Source organism: Blautia sp. AF19-1, from assembly GCF_003479155.1.
Lineage (GTDB): Bacteria > Bacillota > Clostridia > Lachnospirales > Lachnospiraceae > Fusicatenibacter > Fusicatenibacter saccharivorans.
Map to the genome: position 1 here is coordinate 57,019 of NZ_QUGQ01000012.1, position 23,236 is coordinate 80,254.

Annotated in this window: 26 protein-coding genes, 2 pseudogenes and 1 riboswitch; of the genes and pseudogenes, 23 read left to right on the plus strand and 5 right to left on the minus strand. The window is 51.2% G+C overall.

All coding sequences use genetic code 11. The features are described from left to right. Positions 1-7 precede the first annotated feature (7 nt). From DWX26_RS09560 to DWX26_RS17720, 9 genes and pseudogenes are all read left to right on the plus strand, one after another. Positions 8-484, plus strand: a complete 477-nt coding sequence (locus DWX26_RS09560; RefSeq protein WP_055221452.1) for an Lrp/AsnC family transcriptional regulator — start codon at positions 8-10, stop codon at positions 482-484. 110 nt (positions 485-594) lie between these two features. After that, positions 595-1,101 carry an SEC-C metal-binding domain-containing protein gene (locus DWX26_RS09565; protein ID WP_055221393.1) on the plus strand — a complete coding sequence of 169 codons (507 nt, stop codon included), beginning with the start codon at positions 595-597 and terminating at the stop codon, positions 1,099-1,101. 82 nt (positions 1,102-1,183) lie between these two features. Continuing rightward, the gene (locus DWX26_RS09570) at positions 1,184-1,735 is read left to right on the plus strand and encodes a 4'-phosphopantetheinyl transferase family protein (protein ID WP_117762192.1); all 552 of its coding nucleotides are present in this window, start codon (positions 1,184-1,186) and stop codon (positions 1,733-1,735) included. 57 nt (positions 1,736-1,792) lie between these two features. After that, on the plus strand, positions 1,793-2,800 hold the full coding sequence (gene spoIIIAA / locus DWX26_RS09575; protein WP_117762191.1) for a stage III sporulation protein AA: 1,008 nt from the start codon (positions 1,793-1,795) through the stop codon (positions 2,798-2,800). After that, the gene (locus DWX26_RS09580) at positions 2,800-3,315 is read left to right on the plus strand and encodes a stage III sporulation protein AB (RefSeq protein WP_055221399.1); all 516 of its coding nucleotides are present in this window, start codon (positions 2,800-2,802) and stop codon (positions 3,313-3,315) included. The genes spoIIIAA and DWX26_RS09580 overlap by 1 nt, the downstream gene beginning before the upstream one ends. A 27-nt stretch (positions 3,316-3,342) precedes the next feature. Next, positions 3,343-3,537, plus strand: coding sequence for a stage III sporulation protein AC (spoIIIAC, locus tag DWX26_RS09585; RefSeq protein ID WP_022463192.1), 195 nt, complete (start codon positions 3,343-3,345; stop codon positions 3,535-3,537). Between the two features lie 29 nt (positions 3,538-3,566). Then, positions 3,567-3,950: a SpoIIIAC/SpoIIIAD family protein gene (locus DWX26_RS09590; protein WP_055221401.1), complete on the plus strand. Its 384-nt coding sequence runs from the start codon at positions 3,567-3,569 to the stop codon at positions 3,948-3,950. Further along, a complete protein-coding gene (locus DWX26_RS09595; RefSeq protein ID WP_055221402.1) occupies positions 3,937-5,103 on the plus strand; it encodes a stage III sporulation protein AE in 1,167 nt (388 codons plus the stop codon). The genes DWX26_RS09590 and DWX26_RS09595 overlap by 14 nt, the downstream gene beginning before the upstream one ends. After that, positions 5,075-5,206, plus strand: a pseudogene (locus DWX26_RS17720) (DUF6783 domain-containing protein); the annotation flags it as partial. The gene DWX26_RS09595 and the pseudogene DWX26_RS17720, both read left to right, overlap by 29 nt. Here DWX26_RS17720 and DWX26_RS17725 read toward each other — a convergent pair. Then, positions 5,156-5,284, minus strand: a pseudogene (locus DWX26_RS17725) (DUF6783 domain-containing protein); the annotation flags it as partial. The pseudogenes DWX26_RS17720 and DWX26_RS17725 sit on opposite strands and share 51 nt — an antisense overlap. A gap of 14 nt (positions 5,285-5,298) precedes the next feature. Between DWX26_RS17725 and DWX26_RS09600 the strand changes: the two are divergent. Genes DWX26_RS09600 through DWX26_RS09610 form a run of 3 tightly spaced genes read left to right on the plus strand, consistent with a single transcriptional unit; the run spans position 5,299 to position 7,160 of the window. Continuing rightward, positions 5,299-5,853 carry a stage III sporulation protein AF gene (locus DWX26_RS09600; RefSeq protein WP_022463195.1) on the plus strand — a complete coding sequence of 185 codons (555 nt, stop codon included), beginning with the start codon at positions 5,299-5,301 and terminating at the stop codon, positions 5,851-5,853. 4 nt (positions 5,854-5,857) lie between these two features. Further along, positions 5,858-6,427 carry a stage III sporulation protein AG gene (locus DWX26_RS09605; RefSeq protein ID WP_117762190.1) on the plus strand — a complete coding sequence of 190 codons (570 nt, stop codon included), beginning with the start codon at positions 5,858-5,860 and terminating at the stop codon, positions 6,425-6,427. A 13-nt stretch (positions 6,428-6,440) separates the two neighbouring features. Beyond that, positions 6,441-7,160 (plus strand): SpoIIIAH-like family protein, encoded by a 720-nt coding sequence (locus DWX26_RS09610; protein WP_243030613.1) that lies wholly within the window; start codon positions 6,441-6,443, stop codon positions 7,158-7,160. A 71-nt stretch (positions 7,161-7,231) separates the two neighbouring features. On the opposite strand, the gene DWX26_RS09615 is transcribed toward DWX26_RS09610, so the two are convergent. After that, a complete protein-coding gene (locus DWX26_RS09615) occupies positions 7,232-7,900 on the minus strand; it encodes an energy-coupled thiamine transporter ThiT (RefSeq protein WP_055221407.1) in 669 nt (222 codons plus the stop codon). Between the two features lie 65 nt (positions 7,901-7,965). Then, a riboswitch (TPP riboswitch) is annotated at positions 7,966-8,075 on the minus strand. Between the two features lie 152 nt (positions 8,076-8,227). Between DWX26_RS09615 and DWX26_RS09620 the strand changes: the two genes are divergently transcribed. The 5 genes from DWX26_RS09620 (at position 8,228) to DWX26_RS09640 (ending at position 13,319) form a co-directional block, all read left to right on the plus strand. Next, positions 8,228-8,845 carry a DUF4867 family protein gene (locus DWX26_RS09620; RefSeq protein WP_055221409.1) on the plus strand — a complete coding sequence of 206 codons (618 nt, stop codon included), beginning with the start codon at positions 8,228-8,230 and terminating at the stop codon, positions 8,843-8,845. 108 nt (positions 8,846-8,953) lie between these two features. Further along, positions 8,954-10,420, plus strand: a complete 1,467-nt coding sequence (locus DWX26_RS09625) for an L-fucose/L-arabinose isomerase family protein (protein WP_055221457.1) — start codon at positions 8,954-8,956, stop codon at positions 10,418-10,420. A gap of 124 nt (positions 10,421-10,544) precedes the next feature. Beyond that, positions 10,545-12,014 (plus strand): xylulokinase, encoded by a 1,470-nt coding sequence (gene xylB / locus DWX26_RS09630; protein ID WP_022463201.1) that lies wholly within the window; start codon positions 10,545-10,547, stop codon positions 12,012-12,014. 21 nt (positions 12,015-12,035) lie between these two features. Beyond that, positions 12,036-12,923: an AraC family transcriptional regulator gene (locus DWX26_RS09635; protein ID WP_118601334.1), complete on the plus strand. Its 888-nt coding sequence runs from the start codon at positions 12,036-12,038 to the stop codon at positions 12,921-12,923. A 96-nt stretch (positions 12,924-13,019) separates the two neighbouring features. Then, the gene (locus DWX26_RS09640; protein ID WP_022463203.1) at positions 13,020-13,319 is read left to right on the plus strand and encodes a YerC/YecD family TrpR-related protein; all 300 of its coding nucleotides are present in this window, start codon (positions 13,020-13,022) and stop codon (positions 13,317-13,319) included. Between the two features lie 58 nt (positions 13,320-13,377). Here DWX26_RS09640 and DWX26_RS09645 read toward each other — a convergent pair whose 3' ends face one another. Further along, on the minus strand, positions 13,378-13,998 hold the full coding sequence (locus DWX26_RS09645; protein WP_022463204.1) for a DUF1836 domain-containing protein: 621 nt from the start codon (positions 13,996-13,998) through the stop codon (positions 13,378-13,380). 178 nt (positions 13,999-14,176) lie between these two features. On the opposite strand from DWX26_RS09645, the gene pcrA reads away from it, so the two are divergent. Then, on the plus strand, positions 14,177-16,405 hold the full coding sequence (pcrA, locus tag DWX26_RS09650; RefSeq protein WP_022463205.1) for a DNA helicase PcrA: 2,229 nt from the start codon (positions 14,177-14,179) through the stop codon (positions 16,403-16,405). A 67-nt stretch (positions 16,406-16,472) separates the two neighbouring features. On the opposite strand, the gene DWX26_RS09655 is transcribed toward pcrA, so the two are convergent. Beyond that, positions 16,473-17,357, minus strand: coding sequence for an N-acetylmuramoyl-L-alanine amidase (locus DWX26_RS09655; protein WP_118601335.1), 885 nt, complete (start codon positions 17,355-17,357; stop codon positions 16,473-16,475). Between the two features lie 190 nt (positions 17,358-17,547). On the opposite strand from DWX26_RS09655, the gene DWX26_RS09660 reads away from it, so the two are divergent. Continuing rightward, the gene (locus tag DWX26_RS09660; RefSeq protein WP_147398118.1) at positions 17,548-18,204 is read left to right on the plus strand and encodes an NAD(P)-dependent oxidoreductase; all 657 of its coding nucleotides are present in this window, start codon (positions 17,548-17,550) and stop codon (positions 18,202-18,204) included. A gap of 2 nt (positions 18,205-18,206) precedes the next feature. Next, positions 18,207-18,728: a phosphatase PAP2 family protein gene (locus tag DWX26_RS09665; RefSeq protein WP_055221420.1), complete on the plus strand. Its 522-nt coding sequence runs from the start codon at positions 18,207-18,209 to the stop codon at positions 18,726-18,728. Here DWX26_RS09665 and DWX26_RS09670 read toward each other — a convergent pair. Next, complete coding sequence (locus tag DWX26_RS09670; protein WP_118601337.1) at positions 18,664-20,226, minus strand: PucR family transcriptional regulator; 1,563 nt, start codon at positions 20,224-20,226, stop codon at positions 18,664-18,666. The two genes, DWX26_RS09665 and DWX26_RS09670, sit on opposite strands and share 65 nt — an antisense overlap. 335 nt (positions 20,227-20,561) lie before the next feature. Here DWX26_RS09670 and DWX26_RS09675 point away from each other — a divergent pair, with 335 nt between their 5' ends. From DWX26_RS09675 to DWX26_RS09685, 3 genes are all read left to right on the plus strand, one after another. Then, a complete protein-coding gene (locus tag DWX26_RS09675) occupies positions 20,562-21,509 on the plus strand; it encodes a diacylglycerol/lipid kinase family protein (RefSeq protein ID WP_158580599.1) in 948 nt (315 codons plus the stop codon). Then, positions 21,506-22,441, plus strand: a complete 936-nt coding sequence (locus DWX26_RS09680; protein ID WP_118601339.1) for a glycerophosphodiester phosphodiesterase family protein — start codon at positions 21,506-21,508, stop codon at positions 22,439-22,441. The genes DWX26_RS09675 and DWX26_RS09680 overlap by 4 nt, the downstream gene beginning before the upstream one ends. Positions 22,442-22,526: 85 nt before the next feature. Next, on the plus strand, positions 22,527-23,198 hold the full coding sequence (locus DWX26_RS09685; RefSeq protein WP_055268197.1) for a phosphatase PAP2 family protein: 672 nt from the start codon (positions 22,527-22,529) through the stop codon (positions 23,196-23,198). The last annotated feature ends 38 nt before the right edge of the window (positions 23,199-23,236 follow it).

Consider the following 23,236-nt stretch of genomic DNA (forward strand, 5'->3'; position numbering starts at 1 on the left):
ACGTGAACTGGATACAGCAGACCGGAAAATTGTGGAACTGCTGCAGGAAGATGCAAGGCTTCCGCTCAAAAGTATTGCAGACAAGGTAAGTCTCACTTCGCCGACGGTTTCGGCGAGAATCGACCGCCTGGAAAAGGACGGGGTGATCACCGGCTACCGCGCGAGTGTGAACCCGGAGGTTTTCGACTATCGGATCAAGGCATTCATCAATCTGGAGGTTGAGCCGGTGCGGAAAAAGGAATTCTATCCGTACATCACCGACTGTCCGAATGTGATCGAGTGCAACTGCGTGACCGGCGACTATTCGATGCTGATGGAGGTTGTGTTCCACACGACATCTGAGCTGGATCAGTTTATCGGCCAGCTTCAGCATTTTGGAAGAACGAAGACGCAGATCGTGTTCTCTACATCGGTGGAACACAGAGGAATTCCGCTCGGCGATACCAGAATCCCGATTCTGGAGCAGGAAGAAGAAAAAGGTTGATTTTCTGCGGACTTTCCGATATACTAAAGCGTGTTACAAAAACCGGAATCCCGCTAGGGGACGGCGCGAAAAAACGCGCTCAGAGAAACAGATAAAGGATGGATAATAACATGAGTTTATTACAGAATTGGCGTGATATCGCCTATAATCAGGAAGCAGACAAAAAACAGCTCCAGCAGTTCTGGACCAATTATTTCCTGATTGAGAAAAACATTTACGAGCAGCTTCTTTCCAACCCGGATGAAGTGGTAAAAGGAACCGTAAAAGAGCTGGCAGAGAAATACAAAGTGGACGTTATGACCATGGTTGGTTTCCTGGACGGCATCAACGACAGCCTTGTGATCCCGAACCCGATCGAGGAGATGGAAGAGGATACCGTTGTTACACTGGCTTACGATAAAGAGCTTCTATACAAAAACATGGTAGACGCAAAAGCAGACTGGCTGTACAACCTGCCGATGTGGGATGAGATCTTCACAGAAGAGCAGAAGAAAACGCTTTACATGGAGCAGAAAAAATCCGGCACTGTAATCAAAGGCAAAAAAATCGGAAGAAACGATCCATGCCCGTGCGGAAGCGGAAAGAAATACAAATACTGCTGCGGTAAAAACGCATAAGAAAGAATTTTCGAGAAGAGACCGGGGAGCCGAAAGTTGAAAGGCTTCGCGGTCTCTTTTTCTATGAAGAGGGAGAAGCAGGATGCAGGAGACGGTAGTTTATCTGAAAAAAATTACACAGCCGGAGGGCGAAAAAAAAGAGCTGGAACGGGAACTCTCGCAGTGCGGATGGGAGCTGTTCCGGATGGGAATGCAGGAACAGTATGGGCTGGATGGAGAAAAGATAACGATCGAACGGAATGCGCACGGAAAACCGTACCTGCCAGGGCATCCGCAGATCTGTTTTAATATTTCTCATTCGGGGGAATACGCTGCCTGCGCTTTTGCTTCCATTCCGATCGGCATGGATCTGCAGCAGCACCGCCGCGCTGCCTGGGAGCGCATGGCAGAACGGTATTTTTCCGCCGAAGACCAGAAACGCCTTGCCGCAGCGGAGAATGCTGAAACGCTGTTTTTCCGGATCTGGACCGAGGAGGAGAGCTACGGCAAGTGGAGGGGAACCGGTCTTTCGGGTTCTCTTGGAATGGAAAAGAAAGAGGGCTTCTGCACGCATTTCAGTCCGGAGAAAGGATATGAAGGCGCCGTCTGGGCAGCGGAGCCCGTGAAAATCTGCATGAAAAGAATAGAATCATAAAAACCGTGCATAACCTGTCCCGCCATCTCATATATATAACGATAAGAGGTGGTGAAGATGAAAAGGACAGGAAGACAAAAGGATATTGTTACGCCAGAGAAAAAACAGGAGCAAAGGGAACTTTTGCGCCTGTTTTCTGCGAATATACGGAAAATTCTGAAAAACACAGATCTGCTGGCCGATGACCTGCAGGAAATCCGTCTGCGGACCGGCGCGCCGCTTCTGGTGGTCGCAAAGGATCAGGAGTACTTTCTGACCCCGGACGGAGCACTGACCGGGGAGTGGGAGAAAGGTTATCCCGTCTCACCGACGGATATCCGCGATACGATGGATTACATAGGAAGTTTTTCCCTCTATGCCTACGAGGATGAACTGCGGCAGGGTTTTCTGACCGTGGAGGGCGGCCACCGGATCGGCATTGCCGGAAAGACGGTAATCGAAGGGGAAAAGGTGAAAGGCATCAGCCATATATCCTGCATCAACGTGCGGGTTGCTCATGAGAAAAAGGGCTGCGCGGACCGAGTGATGCCGTACCTTTGGGAAGACGGCCGTTTCCTGCACACCCTGATTGTCTCCGCACCCGGCTGCGGTAAAACGACGATGCTGCGCGATATCATCCGCCAGATTTCGGACGGGGAGTCGCCGTATCCGGGGCTGACCGTCGGTGTGGTCGATGAACGGAGCGAGATCGCAGGCTGCTATCTCGGCGTTGCGCAGAATGATGTCGGCATCCGCACCGATGTGCTCGACTGCTGTCCGAAGGCGGAGGGCATGATGATGCTGATCCGCGCCATGTCGCCCGATGTGGTGGCAGTCGATGAGATCGGAACGGGCGAGGACATCCGTGCGATCGAGTCCGTCGTTAACTGCGGGTGCAAGCTGCTCGCGACCGTGCATGGCAATTCCATGGAGGATATGAAGCAGAAGCCTCTCCTGAACCGCCTCGTGGAATCCCACGTTTTCGAGCGGTACATCGTGCTGGATGCGAAACCCCGCGCCGGAAGTGTACAGGCTATTTTTGACGGAAGAGGAACGACACTGTACCGAAGGGAGGCGTTTCTGTGATGCGGCTTGCAGTTTTACTGGCGGCTTCTCTTGCCTGCGTCGGGATCGGCTTTGCAAAGAGTGCGGCGCTGTCGGCCCATGTGAAAGATCTGGAAACACTGCAGAAAATTATCCAGTATCTGCGTGGAGAGATTGTGACGGCGGCTTCCCCGCTGCCGGATGCGTTCTGGGAGACGGGAAGGCGGATGCGGGATCCGTACCGGGATTTTTTACAGGATATTTCCGAGGATATGCGCCGCCCGGACGGAAAGACACTGCCGGCGATTCTGGAAGAGAATACGGCAGTCCACCTGGCGGATACACGCCTTACAAAAGAAGAAAAAGAAGAGCTGCAGGAGGCCGGATGCAGCCTTGGCACTGGGGACCGCGCCATGCAGAAGGCGAATCTGGACCGGTATGAGGCACGCCTTGTGCAGCGGATCGCGGAACTGCAGAAAGGATTGCCGGAAAGGAAGAGGCTCTGTCAGAGTCTTGGAATCATGGGAGGCCTTTTTTTATTTTTGATTCTGGTTTAGGGCGTGTCTGAAAACGGAGGAGCAGGCGTGGAGGTCGGGATTCTATTTAAAATCGGGGCAGTCGGGATTCTGGTATCGGTCCTGTGCCAGGTATTAAAACACAGCGGCCGGGAAGAACAGGCATTTCTTGCAAGCCTTGCCGGTCTTGTGCTTGTGCTGTTCTGGATTCTTCCCTATATTTCCGCGCTGTTTGAGGACATCAAACAACTGTTTACAATTTAAGAGCAGAGAGAAAAAACGGAGGGGATCATATGGATATACTTCGGATCGCTGCGCTTGGCACGGCGGGCGTGCTGCTTGGAATCACAGTAAAGGGAGCAAAGCCGGAATTTGCCCTTCTTGTGACGGTCGGTGCCGGCCTCTGCATTCTTGCCGGGACCGTCGGAAAAATGCAGTATCTGCTCGGCATGCTCGCACAAATGAAATCGTATCTCCCGGTGGACTCATCGTATCTGAATACGCTGCTGAAAATGCTTGGGATCACGTATGTGGGGCAGTTTTCCGCCGGGATCTGTAAGGATGCGGGCTATTCTTCCATTGCAGGGCAGATTGAACTGTTCGCCCGCCTGGCGGTCCTTGCCGTCAGTATGCCAGTGCTGCTCGCTCTGCTGGAAACGGTTCATGATTTTCTGTAAAAAAGCCGGATGGGGCATGGCGCTGCTTTTTCTGTGTCTCATTTTCGGAACGGGAAGAACGCAGAAAATCGAAGCAGCGGATACCGAAACGGATCAGGCAGCAGCAGCGCAGGACGAACTTCTTGCAGAACTCGACTTCGATGCAATCCAGCAGGAAGTGGACAGCCTGCTGTCCAGCCAGCAGTTTTCTTTTGCCGGTACGGTGCGTTCTCTTCTGCAGGATGGCGATCCCTTCCGCACCTTCCGTGCCGGAAATGCCGTTCTCTCCTGTGCCAAAACAGCATTCCTTGCGCAGAAGGGGCTGATGAAGGAGCTGTTTCTCCTCGTTCTGGCAGGCGCGGTGCTCGGCAGTTTTTCCTCTCTCTTTGAAGGAAAACAGGTCAGGGACGCCAGTTTTTATATGGTCTATCTGCTTGCGCTTGCACTGATTCTGAAAAATTTCCAGTCGAGCGGGGAAAACCTGAAAGCTGTCATCACATCGCTGGTCGCTTTTATGCGGATCCTGACGCCATCCTACTATCTGGCGGCCGCGGCCGCCGGGGGCGCATCATCAGCCGTGATGTTTTATCAGATGCTCCTTCTAGTGATTCTGGCTGTCGAAAAGCTTCTGCTCGCCCTCGTCCTCCCGATGATCCATATCTATCTGCTCATCGCCCTTGTAAACGATCTTTCCGGCGAGGAGATTTTGTCCCATATGACAGAGCTGCTGGAAACCTGCGTGAACGGCCTTTTAAAATCGTCGCTCGGCGTACTTGTGGGAATGCAGATGATCCGGAATCTGATCGCACCGGCGCTCGATTCCCTGCGGCAGATGGCACTCTGGCGGACTGCCGGAATGATTCCCGGCATCGGAAATGCGGTGAATGCTGTAACCGAGTTGGTGGCAGGCTCCGCGGTGCTGATCCGCAACTGCTTTGGCGTGACGGCAATGCTGGTACTGCTCGCAGCGGGCATGGTCCCCGCCGTTCAACTTCTCGTTTCGGGTCTTTCCTTCCGCCTTCTCGCCGCGGCGGCACAGCCCGTCTCGGACAAGCGGATCGCGGGATGTCTTGCGGCGGCAGGAAAAGGATATGCGATGCTTCTGCGTCTCCTTCTGACCGTAGAAGTCCTGTTTCTGCTGACGATTGCAATCCTGGCGGGAACTTTTTCCTAGAGCTTGTCTGAAAAAGGCTTTTCGTGAGCTGCGAGTCCCAGTTTGTGGGAGATTTTATCCGAATGAGGGCGGCGTAGCGGGCTACGGCAACCGAATGAGGGTAAAATCTCCCGCAAAGTGGGGCTTGCAGCTTGCGGAAATGGTTTTTCAGACACGCTCTAGCGTGTAGTTGGGCAGGCAGCGGCGGGAGGCGGCATGGTAGAAGAGATTCTGCAGTGGCTTAAGAATATTTCAATTTTTCTGATTTTTATGACAACTGTGCTGAACCTGATCCCGGAGAAGGAGGACAAGAAGCCGGTTCAGTTTTTTCTTGGAATTGTGATGGTACTGATTTTTTTCCAGCCCGTGCTAAAAGCGGGAGGTTTGGAGCAGAAAATGGCGCAGACGCTCGACCGTCTGACGCTGGAAGAGGAGGCAGCAGCAATGGAAAATGTACAGATTCGTGCAGAAAGCTTTGAAAAACAGTATTACGTGGGCGCCTGGGAAAAAGAGACGGAGCGCCAGATCCGGATGTATCTGTCAGAGAGCGGCATTCCGGGGGCAGCCGTTTCGGTAACGCTGGAGCCGGGAAACACCGGTGAGGCAAAAGAGATCCGCATTGAAGCGCCGATGCGGCAGACGAGCATTTACCGCGAAGAACAGAAAAAACAGCGGGAAATGCTCGATGAAAAGCTGACAGAGATCAAAAGTGTTTTAAGTGAGGTCTACGGAACCGATCCGGCGCATATTATGGTAGAGATTTCGGAATAGGCCTATGAGGGAAAAGGCAGCGGCGTTTTTCCGGAAACAGAAAAAGGAGCAGTGGATGCTGTACTTCCTGCTGGCGGCAATCGGCGTTGTCCTGCTGCTGCCGACGGGAACAAAAAAGACCAGTGAGGAGACAGAACAGCCGCAGGAGACGGCTGTGCGTCCGGCGGGGGATGCGGGACTTTCGGTGCAGGAGGAGATGGAACAGCGCCTTTGTGACGCACTTTCCCAGATGGACGGTGTGGGCGCAGTGCACGTCGTGGTGACGCTGGAATCCACAGGAAAAAAGATTGTGGAAAAAGATGTCCCAACGCGGAGCACAACGGAGGAAAACAAGAAGGGAGAGGAGACCGGAAGCGTTACATCCTCGTCGCAGGATGAGGCAACTGTCTATGAAAAGACACAGAACGGGGCCGAGACACCGTATGTGGTTTCCGAGGAGTACCCGGCGGTGCGCGGCGTGCTCGTTATCGCAGAAGGCGGGGGAAACCCGGTGACGATACAGGAGATTCAGGAGGCCGTGATGGCATTATTTCAGGTGGGCGCAAATAAGATTAAAGTAGTCAAAATGAAGTAAAGGAGTCAAATGCGTGGAAAAATTAGAACAGGAAATGAATGCACCTGAGAAAATGGCAGAGACACCATCGCCGAAAAAGACGGCCGGGAAAAAGAAAAAATTCCGGAAAAACCAGGTCATCATCACCGCCCTTGCGATCATGATTGCCGTCGCCGGATACATCAACTATGCGGACAGCACCCTGTCCACCAAAGGAACGGCAGACGGAACCACCGCAGACACAAGCACCGTATTAAAAGACATCTCCAGCCTTGACACCGACATCACCGATGAGGTGGACGCCGGAGCCGCTGGCGATTCCTCGCGGACCATCACAGAAACACCGGGAGAGGCTGTCCTTGCCGGGGCATCTACATACATGGCCCAGGCCAGAATCGACCGGGAACAGATCCGTTCCCAGAATAAAGACACCTTAAACGAAATCATCAACAACACCAACCTCTCCGAAACCGAGCGCCAGAGCGCCGTCCAGAGCATGGTGGAAATGACGGAACTCGTAGAAAAAGAGTCGGCAACCGAACTCCTCCTCGAAGCCAAAGGCTTCAACGATGTCGTCGTAAACCTGACCGGCGAAACCGCCGACATCGTCGTTCCGATGAAAGAAGTAACCGAGGAACAGCGTGCCCAGATCGAAGACATCGTAACCCGCAAAACCGGAATCGGCGTAGAAAACATCGTCATCACCCCCATGAGTTCCGCCGCCGACACAGCCGCAGAGGAGAGTGCTCAGTAAATTTTGATATCCACGTAAAAAATCCGGAAACGCAAAATCATGCGTTCCCGGATTTTTTCACGTAATTCTATTTAATTTGCACCATGTGCCGTTCTTGCAACCGTCTGCAGTGCTTTCTTCACCGGCGGCAGCGAGATCAGAATCACCGTCAGTACACCTTCAGCCAGCAGATAGCTGTAGTTGTAAATAATCGGATACAGCGCCTTCAAAGACTGCGGGAAATTCTCCGGCATATAATCCATCCAGTACAGATATCCGCCTAACGTATGGAAAAATCCCCTCGCCAGCACAGCCACAATATACCCGATCAGCAGCCCGTTTTTCTTCTTTCCAAAGAATCCGGCCACACCCAGCGCCGCAAACGCAAACACATAATCACAGCACACCTGGAACAGCGACAGCACATACGGCCCCTGGATAAACTGCAGCAGTCCATAAGCAAAACCAACGAGAATACCCGTCTTCGCCCCATACCAGTTCGCAATCAGCACAATAAACAGCATCGAAAACAACGTAACCGATCCCCCGTACGGCAGCTCAAACACCTTCACATACGAAGTCACAAACGCCAGCGCCATCCCCATCGCACAAAACGCCAGCTTCCTTGCATCCATTCCCGTCCCCTTACTCTTCTGAGCAGAAAGAACCGAAGCAATCACCACCAGCGCCACCATCAGCACCACGCATCCAACATAACCGGCCGTCGTCAGTCCGCCGTCAGCAGTAACAAAAAAACTCATAAAAAAACCTCCTTCGCATTCCGCTTGGAGGGGCTCACATAAAAACACAGTCCCGAATCACATCCGAAACCACGTTCCAGCTTCCCTACGCAGGAATTATCCCGTTCAGGTAGTGAGGGTCCGTGAGCTTATCCCTGTCCCACGTTCTCAGCCAAAGGCTCCCCTAGCGTCTTATTATTTTAACGTATTAAAGTATACCAACCTCCCCCTTATTTGTCAACCCGTCCGTTTTTTCATCCAAATACATGTTGACAAGAAGTACATACAAGTGCTATATTACAATTAGTTCAATCATTAAACTAATTGTACGAAAGGAGCACCAAAACAATGCAGATTCTGAAAGTAACAGACGAAGCATTCCGCCAGTACGGCAAAGTCATCAAAGACCTCGACGTCAGCGACATCATCACCGCCATGTCCGAGACCCCATGTCCCGACGACGTAGTCTACGAGCCTTCCATTGAAAGCCTCGAAGCCTGCAAAAGCGCCCAGTCCGTATCCGACAGCCTCTACGGCGGCATGCCGATCCAGATCGGCTACTGCAACGGCCACAACCATTTACTGAACGCCGTAGAATACCACCGCGACAGCGAAATTAACATCGCCGTAACCGACCTGATCCTGATCCTCGGAAAAGAACAGGACATCACCGAAGACCACACCTACGACTCATCCAAAATGGAGGCCTTCTTAATCCCGGCCGGAACCACCATTGAAGTCTACGCAACCACCCTCCACTACGCACCATGCAACGTGGCAGCCAGCGGCTTCAAATGCGTCGTAGTACTTCCAAAAGGAACCAATACCGACATCACCCTGGAAGAAAAACACACCCCGGAAGACGACCTGCTCTTCGCCAGAAACAAATGGCTCTTAAGCCACCCGGATGCAAACATCGCTGGAAGCGTAGCAGGCATCAAAGGAGAAAACCTCTCGGTAAAATAAAACCAGAGACAAAACCAGAAATCAGAAACACTGCCCCAAAAGAGCAGTTCTGAACATAAAAAGAAACCAAAAACCAAGAAAACCCAAAAAGGAGGATCTTCAAAAATGATCAACAATACACCGGAAATCAAATTAGGTATCGTTGCAGTAAGCCGTGACTGCTTCCCGAACAGCCTTTCCGAGAACAGAAGAAAAGCAGTCGTAAAAGCATACGACGGAGAAATCTACGAATGTCCAATCATCGTCGAGAATGAAATCGACATGATGAACGCACTCGAAGACCTGAAAAAAGCAGAGTGTGATGCACTTGTTGTATACCTTGGAAACTTCGGACCGGAGACCGAGGAAACCCTGCTTGTAAAATACTTCGACGGACCTTGCATGGTAGTAGCAGCAGCAGAAGAGACCGGCGACGACCTTGTAGGCGGACGCGGCGATGCATACTGCGGCGTTCTGAACGCAAGCTACAACCTGAAACTGCGCAACCTGCACGCATACATTCCGGAGTACCCGGTTGGCGATGCAGAAGACGTAGCAGCCATGATCAAAGATTTCGTACCGGTTGCAACTGCAGTTGTAGCTGTTAAGAACCTGAAAATCATCAGCTTCGGACCGCGTCCGACCAACTTCCTGGCATGTAACGCACCGATCAAACAGCTGTACAACCTCGGCGTAGAAATCGAAGAGAACTCCGAGCTTGACCTGTTTGAAGCATTCAACAAACACGCAGGCGATGAGAGAATCCCGGCAGTCGTAGAAGATATGGCAAAAGAGCTCGGCGAAGGAAACCTGAAACCGGAAATCCTGCCGAAACTGGCTCAGTACGAGATCACCCTGTTAGACTGGATCGAAGCACACAAAGGATCCAGAAAATACGTAACCCTGACCGGAAAATGCTGGCCGGCATTCCAGACACAGTTCGGATTCGTTCCTTGCTATGTCAACAGCCGTCTGACCAAGATGGGCATCCCGGTATCCTGTGAGGTAGATATCTACGGAACACTGTCCGAGTTCATCGGAACCGTTGTATCCAAAGACACCGTAACACTCCTCGACATCAACAACACCGTTCCGAAGGATATGTATGAGAGCGAAATCAAAGGCAAATTTGATTACACCTTAAAAGATACCTTCATGGGATTCCACTGCGGAAATACCGCTTCCACCAAACTGGCATTCTGCTCTATGAAATATCAGATGATCATGGCAAGAACCCTTCCGGAAGAAGTAACACAGGGTACCCTCGAGGGAGATATCGTTCCTGGAGACATCACCTTCTATCGTCTGCAGAGCACATCTGACGCAAAACTGCGCGGATACATCGCAGAGGGCGAGGTTCTTCCTGTAGCAACACGTTCCTTCGGAAGCATCGGTATCTTCGCTATTCCGGAGATGGGCAGATTCTACCGTCACGTACTGGTAGAGAAAAACTATCCGCATCACGGCGCAGTAGCATTCGGACACTTCGGAAAACCGTTATTCGAAGTATTTAAAATGCTCGGTGTTGAAGTAGATGAGATCGGCTACAACCAGCCGAAGGGTGTTCGTTACCCGACAGAGAATCCGTGGGGCTAATCCGTTCCGGAAGATTCACTGAAAAATAAGAAAGATATGCAGTAACGCATAAGCAAAAGGGCGGAGCAGAGATCTAGGTCTGCTGCCGCCCTTTTTGAAAAAGAGTAGAAAAAGGAGATTCGACATGTATTTTATTGGTGTTGACCTTGGTACTTCCGCTGTCAAACTGCTTCTGATGGACGAGGAAGGCAAAATTGTAAATATTGTATCGAGAGAGTATCCGCTGTATTTCCCGCATCCAGGCTGGTCTGAGCAGAAACCGGAAGACTGGTGGGAGCAGAGCAAAGAGGGAATCCGCGAGCTGGTAAAAGACGTAGACAAATCCCAGGTAGCCGGCATCAGCTTCGGCGGCCAGATGCATGGCCTTGTCATCCTGGATGAGAACGATAACGTCATCCGCCCGGCGATCCTCTGGAACGACGGCCGTACCGCAAAACAGACCGATTATCTGAACACCGTAATCGGAAAAGAAAAACTCTCCGAGTATACCGCAAACATTGCATTTGCAGGCTTTACCGCACCGAAGATTCTCTGGGTGAAAGAAAATGAGCCGGATAACTTCGCAAAAATCTGCAAAATCATGCTTCCAAAAGATTACCTGGCATACCGTCTCTCCGGCGCATTCGTAAGCGACTACTCCGATGCATCGGGCATGCTTCTGATGGATGTCAAGAACAAATGCTGGTCAAAAGAGATGGCAGAAATCTGCGGTATTTCCCTGGAGATGCTGCCGGAGCTCCATGAGAGCTTTGACGCTGTCGGAACCTTAAAACCGGAAGTAGCAGCAGAACTTGGACTGCCAGAGACCTGTAAAGTTGTAGCAGGAGCCGGAGACAACGCAGCAGCCGCAGTCGGAACCGGAACCGTAGGCGACGGCATGTGCAACGTTTCCCTTGGTACAAGCGGAACCGTATTCATTTCCAGCAGCAAATTCGGCGTAGACAGCCACAATGCCCTGCACGCATTCGCACACGCAGACGGCCACTATCACCTGATGGGATGCATGCTGAGTGCAGCTTCCTGCAACAAATGGTGGATGGATGAAATTATCCGCACAAAAGAATATACAAAAGAGCAGGAGAATATCACAAAACTTGGCGAGAATAATGTCTTCTTCCTGCCGTATCTGATGGGCGAGCGTTCCCCGCACAACAACCCGGATGCAAGAGGAACCTTCATCGGCCTGACCATGGACACCACAAGAGAGGATATGACCCAGGCTGTTCTCGAGGGCGTTGCCTTTGCGATCCGCGATTCCTTTGAGGTAGCAAAATCCCTCGGCATCCAGATCGAGAGAACGAAAATCTGCGGAGGCGGTGCAAAGAGCCCGCTGTGGAGACGCATGATCGCAAACGTGCTGAACATCAAAGTGGACCGTATTGAGTCCGAGGAAGGCCCGGCACTTGGCGGAGCCATGCTGGCAGCCGTTGCCTGCGGTGTCTTTTCATCCGTAGAAGAGGCGGCAGAAAAAATTGTTCGTGTGACAGAGACCATCGAGCCGGAACCGGAACTGGTTGAGAAATATGAGCGCCAGTATCAGAAATTTGCAAAGATTTATCCGACCGTAAAAGATCTGTTTACAGAGCTGCTGTAATAAAAAGGGGTAAGAAATAAGATGAAGAAAGTGGAACATGGGAAAACATTTGACCGGAATGCAGCAAACCCGCCGGCGTTTGAAATCTTTCACAACACCGTGACAGAAGGCTATCCGGAGCACTGGCATACCGCAATTGAAATTATCATGCCGACCAGAGGCGAATATGAGGTTGTTGTCGGAAAAGACAGCTATAATCTCAAAGAGGGCGACATCATTATGATCAATTCCGGCGTTGTACACGGAATGAGATTCGTATCCCAGGGAGAACGGATTGTCATGCTGGTGGAACCGGGCTGTGTGGAGAATCAGGAAGAAATGGAAACGATTTTCCTGCGGCTTCCGGCCATCTACTTCAAAAAAGAGGATGAGGAAGATCCCTTCTATCTGTTTCTACGCAGCCAGATTCTGGAACTGGTGCGGGAATACGATAATGAGGGCGCAGTGATGACGCACAGAATCTGCACCGGCCTCAAAGAGCTTTTTTCAGAGTTTGGCCGCAAGGGCTTTTCGGATGCCAACGCGCAGAATACGTTCGGGGCAATGAAGCAGCAGGAATATATAGAGGCTGTTTTAAGCGCCTGCCGTTATATCAATGTCCATTACATGGAGAATCTTTCTCTCGAGGAAGTAGCTGCGGTCAGCGGATTTTCCAAGTTCCACTTTACCAGAATTTTCAAGCAGTACATGAACATGACATTCTATGAGTACCTCAATTCTAAACGCGTCAAACGCGCAGAGGAGCTTCTGTACGACAAAAAGATGAGTATCACGGATGTGGCGATGAATTCCGGATTCTCTTCTTTAAGTGCCTTCAACCGTACCTTCAAGACGGTAAAGGCCTGTTCGCCGAGCGATTACCGCAGACAGCGGGAGTCGATGGTACAGGCTTTGCTGATGCAGGGATAAAAGGACTTGTATTTCACACTTTACTGTGCTAAAATGGTAGTATTCCGAGTTATAAGAATGAGATGGGGACTTAATTTTCGTACAGGAGGGCTTGAAATGAACAAGAAACTTCATTCAGAAGCAGTAGACCAGCTTTTTGAGGCAATTTTGTGTCTGAAGAATAAGGAAGAATGCTATACTTTTTTTGAGGATGTATGCACCATCAACGAACTGCTTTCGCTGTCGCAGCGGTTTGAAGTGGCGAAAATGCTGCGGGAGAAGAGAACGTATCTGGAAATCTCCGAAAAGACGGGAGCATCCACGGCGACGATCAGCCGCGTGAACCGTTCCTTAAGCTATGGAAACGACGGATATGAGATGGTGTTTGAACGGATGGAAAAGAAAGAAAATGTGTAAAATCAAAAAAGACGGTGCGATTCCAACGCAGCCGTCTTTTTTAATTACACGTTTGTTCTTAATTTTTCTTTTTCGGATCAGAAGGCGCCGCGAGGGATGCCAGTTCATCCACCATGTGCTCGAGCATCTGTTTTTTCAGATAGACATCGAAACTCAGCAGACAGATAAACGAAAAGAGCTGGAGAAATTCCCGGTCCTCCTCCGGTGAGCTGCCGAACATGGACTTGGATACATCCGCTTTTTTCAGAAGATCTTCTTTTACGGATGCAATTTCTTCTTTTTCCATCTGGAAAATTTCGTCGTAGATATCTTTGATGGAAAAGCCGCTCTCCGTGCCGAAATACCGATCGGTGATCGGGGCGAGCAGTGTCTGGATATCCGTGATCGAGAGGATGTTTTTAAAGTAGTAAATAAAAACCAGAAGCATCATGTGCTCCGGCGAATATTTCTTTTTGACCGGCGGCGGGAGCAGCTTGTTTTTTGCATAGTTGTTGATCATTGTTTTTGTCAGAACCTTATCGGACTCGAAGCGGCGCGAAGAAGCGAGCTGTGCGTCCATAAAGGTCGTGACCTGGTCCATATATAAAGCAATGTTCGGGATTTCCCCCGGGCGGATGCCTTCGAGAGAATCCAGTGAATTCAGTAAATCATGAAGAATTTTATCTGAGTCTATCGTCATTTGTTATCACCTCACTGTTCCCATTATATAGTTTTTAATACCAGATAGCAAGGACTTTGCGAAAAAAGTTTCCATGATAAAAATGCAACGTATGTTCGTTCTTACTTGTAACCGGGGCGGATTTGTTATATACTGAGATGCATGTGAAAAGATTCGAAGCAGATGAAGGAGAAAGAACATGAATCAGACAGAAACAGGATTAAACCCGATGCAGATGGAAGCTGTGGAGTACACCGAAGGGCCGCTTCTGATCCTTGCAGGTGCCGGTTCGGGAAAGACGAGGGTACTGACGCACCGCATCGCCTCCCTAATCCGGGACAAAGGCGTCAATCCGTGGAATATTATGGCGATCACCTTTACGAACAAGGCCGCCGGAGAAATGCGTGAGCGTGTCGATAAAATCGTGGGATACGGATCGGAGCGGATCTGGGTCAGCACCTTCCATTCCAGCTGCGTGCGGATTCTGCGCCGCCATGCTGAACGTCTGGGATACGCCAACAATTTTGCAATTTACGATACCGATGACCAGAAATCGCTGATCAAGGACATCATGAAACGGCTCCAGATGGATCCGAAACTGTACCGCGACCGTGCGATCATGGCGGCAATTTCGTCCGCAAAGGATGAGATGATTGAGCCGGACCAGTACCGGATTGACGCGGGAATCGACTGGAAGCTGCAGAAGTATGCGGCAGTTTATGCGGAGTATCAGGCAGAGTTAAAGAAAAACAATGCGATGGACTTCGATGATCTGCTGGTACAGACCGTAAAATTATTCCAGCAGTTCCCGGAAGTGCTCGACTATTATCAGGAGCAGTTCCGCTATATCATGGTCGATGAGTATCAGGATACCAACACGGTTCAGTTCCGCTTTGTAAGCCTTCTGGCGGCAAAATACCGCAATCTCTGCGTTGTCGGCGATGATGACCAGTCGATCTACAAATTCCGCGGGGCGAATATTGAAAATATTCTGAGTTTTGAGCATGTATTCCCGGATGCGAAGGTCATTAAACTGGAGCAGAATTACCGTTCTACGCAGAATATTCTGAATGCGGCAAATGAAGTGATTGCGAATAACCAGGGACGAAAAGCAAAACGCCTGTGGACAGAGAACCCGGAGGGTGACCTGATCGATCTGCGGCAGTTCCAGAGCGGTTTTGAGGAGGCGGAGTACGTGGCAGGAGAAATCACGCGCGGCGTCCGCACGGAGGGAAAGAAGTATCGTGATTATGCAATTCTCTACCGTACCAACGCACAGTCCCGTCTTTTTGAGGAGAAACTGCTGCTTGCAAATGTTCCATATAAAATCGTGGGCGGTGTCAACTTCTATGCGAGACGCGAGATCAAGGATCTGCTGGCGTATCTGCGTGTGATCGAGAACCCGGAGGATGACCTTGCGGTACTGCGTATCATCAACGTTCCGCGGCGCGGTATCGGAGCGGCGACGATCAACAAAGTGCAGGACTGGGAGGCAGAGCAGGGCATCCGTTTCTACGATGCGCTTCTCGAGGCCGAGTATGTGCCGGGGCTGATGCGGTCTTTAAATAAGATTAAATCCTTCACGTCCTTTTTACAGGTACTCCGCGCGAAAGCAGATTATCTGTCGGTCAAAGAGCTGCTGAATGAAATCATCGAGGAGACCGGCTATGTAGCAGATCTGCAGGCGGAGGGAACCGAAGAAGCGGCAGCCCGCATCGAGAACATCGACGAGCTGATTTCAAAGATTGCGGATTATGAGGAGAGCGCCGAACAGCCATCTCTCGGTGGTTTTCTGCAGGAGGTTGCGCTGGTGTCTGATATCGACTCGGTGGATGAGGAGAGCGATTACGTGCTGTTGATGACACTGCATTCCGCAAAAGGACTGGAGTTCCCGAACGTATTCCTTGCCGGCATGGAGGATGGTATTTTCCCAAGCTACATGACGATCACCGGGGATGATCCGTCGGAGCTGGAGGAGGAGCGCCGTCTCTGCTACGTGGGCATCACGCGTGCGATGCAGCATCTGACATTGACGTGTGCGCGCCAGAGAATGATCCGCGGCGAAGTGCAGTACAACAAGATGTCCCGTTTTGTCAAAGAGATTCCGCGGGAGCTGATTTCCCTGGAGCGGGAGCGCGGGGAGATCGAAGACCGGAAGCCGAAGATGGACATTCCGACGAGAGGCAGCGTCTATGCGGCGATGAAGCAGGCATTCCGCGAGAAGCCGCAGCAGGCGAAAACCTTCAGCGCGCAGAAGGCGACGAAACTCGATTACGAAATCGGGGATACGGTGCGCCATATCAAGTTCGGTGTCGGCATTGTCACGGATATCGTGGACGGCGGAAGAGATTATGAAGTTACCGTCAACTTCGACCAGGCTGGTACGAAGAAAATGTTTGCTTCGTTTGCAAAACTGAAAAAGTTATAAGGAGAACGAGAGCGTGTCGGAAAACAAAATTCCGGCACGCTCTTTTTTCGACTGGTGCGTCAGACGCTCAGGTGGTAATCAGGGTGGAATAGCCGTCGCGGCGCAGGCGGCGTTCCATCAGAATGGCATTTCCGAGCTGGCGGTAAGCGCCGACCTGGACCTTGAAAAAGCCGTCCTCGGCGAGAAGAAAAGCGGGATAGCCCTGGTCGAGAAGGTCGTAAAGCATACGGTCGGCATTCTGGCGGATGCGGAAAAGGCCGGTCTGGACACGGTAGAAGGTTTCCGGTGTGTCGGAAGGATTTTCCTGTTCCGGCGGCGTGGGATGGGGCGAAGCGGAAGCAGTGACGGTATCCGCTGTTGAAACGGACGGACGGGCGGTTTCCGTTTCCGCAGCGCGCCGGTCAGCCTCCGTGACCGTCTCGAGATCCAGCGTTCCAAGCACTGCATCCGCGATGGCGCGGGCGATTTCTTCCTGCTTTTCATCGTAGAGCGTATTGTCCTGCTCATTGTTCAGAAAGCCGGTTTCAATCAGAAGAGCCGGCATTTTCGTCCGCCGCAGAACAACAAGCCCTGGCCGTGCCTTGACACCGAGATTCCGGAATCCCAGCTCCGAGAGCGCGCCGTTAATGTTTTCTGCCATTGTCTGTTTGAGGCCGGAGTTGTCATAGACAAGCGTTTCCACGCCGGTATACTGGTTCGGTTCCTCCGAAGAATTCCGGTGAAAAGAAATAAAAAAGTCGGCATCCGCCTGATTGGCCATCTGCGCCTTTTCAAACGGCGTCTGATAAACATCGGTTGTGCGGGTATAAATGACAGAGACACCCTGCCGGGAAAGAAGCTCGCCGACCGCGATGGCGAGGGAAAGATTGTCATCCTTTTCCCTGCGTCCCTCATAGACAGCGCCCGGATCACTTCCCCCGTGTCCGGCATCGATTACGATAGTATAGGGCATAAGATCAAAGCTCCTGAAAATACGGTTCTACTTACGATATGAAGAAAGGACGAAAAAGGTTATACTTTTTTTAGTTTTATTTCATTGTATCGTATACGGGCGGTGTGTTAGAATAGGAGATAACATTAGGAAAGTGTGTCAAAAAATCTGCGGAGGATACAAAAGACACACAGATGAGAGTGAGGATTTCATGAGAATTACAATATTCAGTCTGGGGGGACTGCTTGGGCAGTATGTGACCAACACGGCGCTTCTTCACGGCGCACAGGTGACCGCCTACGTGCCGGATGCAAAAGCGATCTGGCCGAGAAAAAATCTGACCGTGATTGAGGGAAGCCTTCAGAACCGGGAACGCGTGCTGGAGGCACTGCTGGAAGCGGATGCAGTCATCAGCGTGCTGACTCCGATGCGTGTGAAACATGTAAAAGAAGAGGAGACACCGCTGGCTGACGGAAACGCGATGATTCTCTCAGCCATGAAGCAGCTTGGAAAAACGAGGTTTGTGACGGTAGGCCATGTCTGCATTCATGCGTTTGGAGACTGCGAGGACAAATACCAGAGAATGAGTACGAAATTCATGCAGATTTTCTGGCCAGGTGTCTATAAAGATATGCAGAAGATGGGACAGGTTCTGGCACGGAGCGATCTGAACTGGACACTGGTGCGGACGTGTCAGGGAAGAGACGGGAAAGTGAAAAAGGTAGGGCAGAACTGCAGTATTTCGCTGGACGGCAGCCAGTTCCGGCCTGGATACTCGAGAGAGGCCCTGGCGGAATTTCTGTACGAGGCGGCCGCCGATCAGCAGATGTACAGCAGAAAAATGCCCATTTTTTACAGAGAGGGGTAAGAATGGATTTTTCAATTTTATATGCACTGCAACATCTTCACAATGCAGTGCTCGATCGGGTGATGGTGGGAATCACTTCACTTGGAAATGCGGGATGGATCTGGATTGCGCTGACCGCCGTTTTCTTAATCCTTCCGAAATACCGGAAATGCGGTGTAAGAATGGCGATCGCGCTGATTTTAGATTTGATTTTATGTAATCTGGTGTTAAAGCCGCTGGCAGCGCGCCCGCGTCCGTGCTGGATTGACGAGCAGGTAAAGCTGCTGGTTGCCGCTCCGAAGGACTATTCCTTCCCATCGGGCCATTCGGCAGCCTCGTTTGCGGCGGCAGTCTCTATTTTTGTGATGCACAAAAAAGAAGGAGCTGCCGCACTGATTCTGGCCTGCCTGATTGCATTTTCCAGACTGTATCTGTTTGTGCATTTCCCGACCGATGTCCTGGCGGGAATTGCGGTTGGTTTTATCTGTGCTTTTCTGGCTGCGAAGATCCAGAACGGTTTTCTTCTTCATTCTCGAGGTCGATAAAACGGAACGAAAGCATCAGATACAGAATTTCATCCGGGCTGGAAAGATCAGATTCTAAAATTTCCTTGATCTTTTCCAGGCGGTAGAGCAGGGTACTGCGGTGGATAAAAAGCTCACGCGCCGTCTGGACGACATTGCAGTGGTTGTCCAGATAGCAGCGGAGCGTCCGCATATAGTCACTGCCGGAGCTGTCGTCGTGCTCCTGCAGAAAGAGAAGTCTCTCATGGCACAGCATGTAGCCTGGGAGCTTTTTTGTTGCCTGATCGAGGATGTAGTCAAACGAGATATCGTTGAACGGATGCATCCGCTTGTCCGGGTATTTTCGCGTGCCGAACTGCAGGGCGATTTTTGCCTGGATATACTGGCGGCGCAGATTCATGTGGCCGTTCATGCAGCGCGAAAAGCCGGCATTTAAGGAGCTGTCCTCCACAAAGTGCACCATGCGTTCCATCAGATCGGTCATGGAAAAATCGGACAGCGTGAGGTTAAAGAACGCAACGATACCGCCGCCGTGCGGAAACGCGGAGCAGCCGGTCAGAATATTTTCCAGATAGGCGCAGACCGAGTTTGCCGTCAGGTTTTTCTGATCCATATCGGAGAGCTGCAGATAGAGGCAGCAGTAGGTGTGGCGGGAATGCCAGCCGAGCGCATCGAGAGCCTGGCTGACCGCAATATAGTCGGCCATCCGGTCGTCGAGGGCACGGAGCAGCACGGTGTGAAGCGACTGCGCCGGCGAGGTTTTCTGCATCACATTGTGCAGGAAGGCGTGATGGATCATTTCTGCAAGAAATTCAAGAAGAAAGCCTTCGGAATCAGAAAGATCCTTTTTTGTGTCGAGGAGCAGCAGGCGGTAGGCGCTCTGACCATGCTGCGTGATGTTGACGCAGAGGGAACCAAGTCCCGTTACGTGATCCGGAAAGCGGAACCATCCATCGAGATCGCGGACGGACGCGTATTCGCTGCTTTCTGTCAAGGAGAGCAGAAGCGGGCGCGTTGCATCGAGGGAGCCAAACACCTTCTCGGGAAAAAAGGAAGGTTCTTCGGACGCTGCGGCGATGATGGAAAAATCCATGCCGACCACCATCAGGGGGTGGGCAAAAACAGGCAGGGAGAGATTTAAAAGATGCTGGATCGATTTTCCGTCGAGCCGTGCCTGCATCAGCTCCTTCTGCCAGGAATCGTACGTCCAGAAAAGCTCCTGCAGGAACGAAAAAACAGCGGATACGCTGCTCTTAACGGCGATCGAAACCGGAGCCGGAAGTTCCTCCGGCAGTTCTTCGGTACAGAGAAGAAAAAGGGAGCTGCTTTCTTCCGGGAGGGAGGAAAGAGAGCCGATCTGTTCTTCTGTGCAGAGAAAGACCCGGTGCGCAGTGGCTGCGGAGCCTGTCTGATAAAGAACAGGCAGCTCCAGTGTGCCGGAGAGCGGCAGGTTTTCCAGTGCAAGAACCGAAAAAGCGCTGCTTAGTTTATAAGCGAGAAATGCGGGGGAGAGCTTCATCGTATCATCCTCCCTGCGCGTGTCATATCGTAAAAATTCATAAAAACCTCCTCAGAAATGAGTGACGTTCTGCGGACGAAACCGCGGTACTTTTTATTTTAGCAGAACAAAAAGGTCTGTCAAGAAAGAAAAGGCAGGGGTGCGGGAATTTTTACGGCGGCAACAAGTTAAGATTTTGTGAAGATAGTTGTGGTTTGCGGGGAAAACTGCTACAATATGGCTGATTTGGTTACTGTTCACTCAGCAGTGAAACACTTGCTGTTTCGCTGCGTAAGAACATGATTCAGGTGATTTGAAGTGGTTTTTTACAGAAGAAAAAGGAAGGTATGATTTTAATGTATCATATTATAGTAAATAAAAAATCGCGGTCGGGGCGCGGCGAGAAGCTGTGGCCGGTGATTGAGGGCGAGCTTGAGCGGCGCAGAACGGAATTTCGTGTATATCCGACAAAGTATCACGGAAGCGCACGGGAGACGGCAGCACGGCTGACCGCGAAAGGGGTATGGAATCCCGATGATGTCCTTCTGGCGATCGGCGGAGACGGTACGGCGAATGAGGCGGTCGATGGAATCACCAGCCTGTCGGATGTAAAGTTCGGTTATATTCCAACGGGAAGCGGCAACGATTTTGCGCGCGGTGCCGGAATTCCCTCCGATCCGCTGCAGGCGCTGGAAGCTGTGCTGAAAGGGGAGGAAAAGGAGATCAACATTGGAACGGCGCTTCTTGGCAGCCAAAAGCGGAGATTTCTCGTCAGCGCCGGCATCGGTTTTGATGCAGGCATCTGCCACGAGGCGCTGGCATCAAAAATCAAGAATACGCTGAACCGGCTGCATCTGGGAAAACTTACGTATGTGATGATTGCACTGCGGCAGCTCTTTTATCTCGAACCGTTCACGCTGGATGCAGCGCTGGAAAACGGAGAACACCGTTCGTTTGAAAATGTTCTTTTTGCAGTGGCAATGAATTTTCCGTACGAGGGCGGCGGCTTTTGCTTCTGCCCGGAGGCGGACGGGACAGATGATCTGCTCGACGTGATGGTGGTTTCCAATCTTGCCAAATGGAAAGTCAGCTATCTTCTGCCGATGGCGCTGTTTGGACGCCACACGGGATTTCCTGAGGTACATATGGAGCGGTGCAGCAGCCTTTCCTTTCAGACAGACCGCGCGGAACCGGTCCACCTGGACGGAGAATCGGGCGGACACCGCACGGAGGAAAGGATCGGACTGGAAACGGAGCGTCTCCGCCTTTTGGGCGACTGGGTGAAAGAAGGGATGGAAAGATGATGTTCTGGATCATATTTTTTGCAGTGCTTGCCGTCTTGGCAGCAGGTTATTTCTTTTCCATTCTGCCGGCTACATCGAGACGGCAGGAATGTCTGAAATTTGCGGAATGGAATTATGCGCACCGCGGTCTGTGGAACGCGGCGGAGGGAGTTCAGGAGAATTCTCTTCCGGCTTTTGCCCGCGCGGCGGAGCAGGGATATGCCATCGAGCTGGATATTCAGATCACAAAGGATGGCCGGATTGTGGTGTTCCACGACGACACGATGAAGCGGATGTGTGGAAACGAGGGAAAAATCAGCGATTATACGTATGAGGAACTCCAGCAGTTCCATCTGGGCGACAGCACGGAAAAGATTCCGCTGCTTCGTGAGGTACTGCAGACGGTAGACGGCCGCGTGCCGCTTTTAATCGAAATCAAGATGCCGGGACTTTCCACGGCGGTCTGTGCGGGATTTCAGAAGGAGATGGAGGGGTACACCGGTATGTTCTGCATGGAATCCTTCAACAGCCTGGCCCTCCGCTGGTGTCGCCGCCACATGCCGCAGACGCTGCGCGGCCAGCTTTCCGGCCGTTTTTCAAAGAATGATAAGGTGCATCTGATCCTGCGGATAATGGCGCGTCATCTGATGCTGAATTTTATCGGGAAACCGGATTTTATCGCCTACGACCACCGCTACGCCGACTGCCCGGGCTTCCTGATCGACCGTATGCTGTTTCGGACACCGGCATTTGCATGGACGGTAAAAGATGAGCATGTATATAACCGGACACGGAAAAAATTCGACGCGGCGATCTTTGAACATTTCCATCCCAAGGACGGCTTTCAGAAACCGAAACGGCATCACCGCAGCGGAAAAATGCAGGCGCAGAAGGTTATTGTAAAAAAAGAAAAGAACAGGTTAGAAACCGATGAATTGTTTCTTAAAAAATAATAAAGCTTATTGACTTCGGTTTTCGGTGTGCTATAATTTCAGCAGGTTGAAGAGAAAAACCTCGTCAGAAAAGTGGAGGGAAACTATGAAGACAATAAAAAAATATAAGCATTTTCTTCCGGTAGTGGTTTATGGTATTTTCTATCTGAAATGTTTTCAATATCTGGAAACGCACATTACGAAAGGTTATCATCTGATTCATACTCCGTTTGATGATATGATTCCGTTCTGTGAGTTTTTTGTGATTCCTTATTTTATGTGGTTTGGATATATTGCATGGTCTGTCCTTTATTTCGGCTTCTGCAACAAGAACCGCAGAGAATATTATCAGCTGATTATCAACCTGGGAATCGGAATGACGGCGTTCCTCGTGATCTCCTATCTGTACCCGAACGGCCAGAACCTGCGCCCGACGGTATTCCCACGGGAGAACATTTTCACGGATCTGGTCAGAGGCCTTTACCTGACAGACACACCGACCAACGTATTCCCAAGTATTCACGTATATAATTCCGTAGCCGTAGCTGTTGCCGTAGAACACAGCGAGCAGCTCAAAAACCGCCCGGTATTCCGAAACGTCTGCCTGGGCCTGACGGTGCTGATTGTGTTTTCGACCATGTTTTTAAAACAGCACTCCGTATCGGATGTGTGCTGTGCGCTTGTTATGAATGCGGGAACCTGTATGCTGCTGTACCGGCCGGCAAAGGCGGGGAATGCACTGCGGACACGGGAGAAAAAAGCGAAATATAGAATGTAAAAACGGAAACGGACGGCCCGCGCACCAGAAGGTGCGCG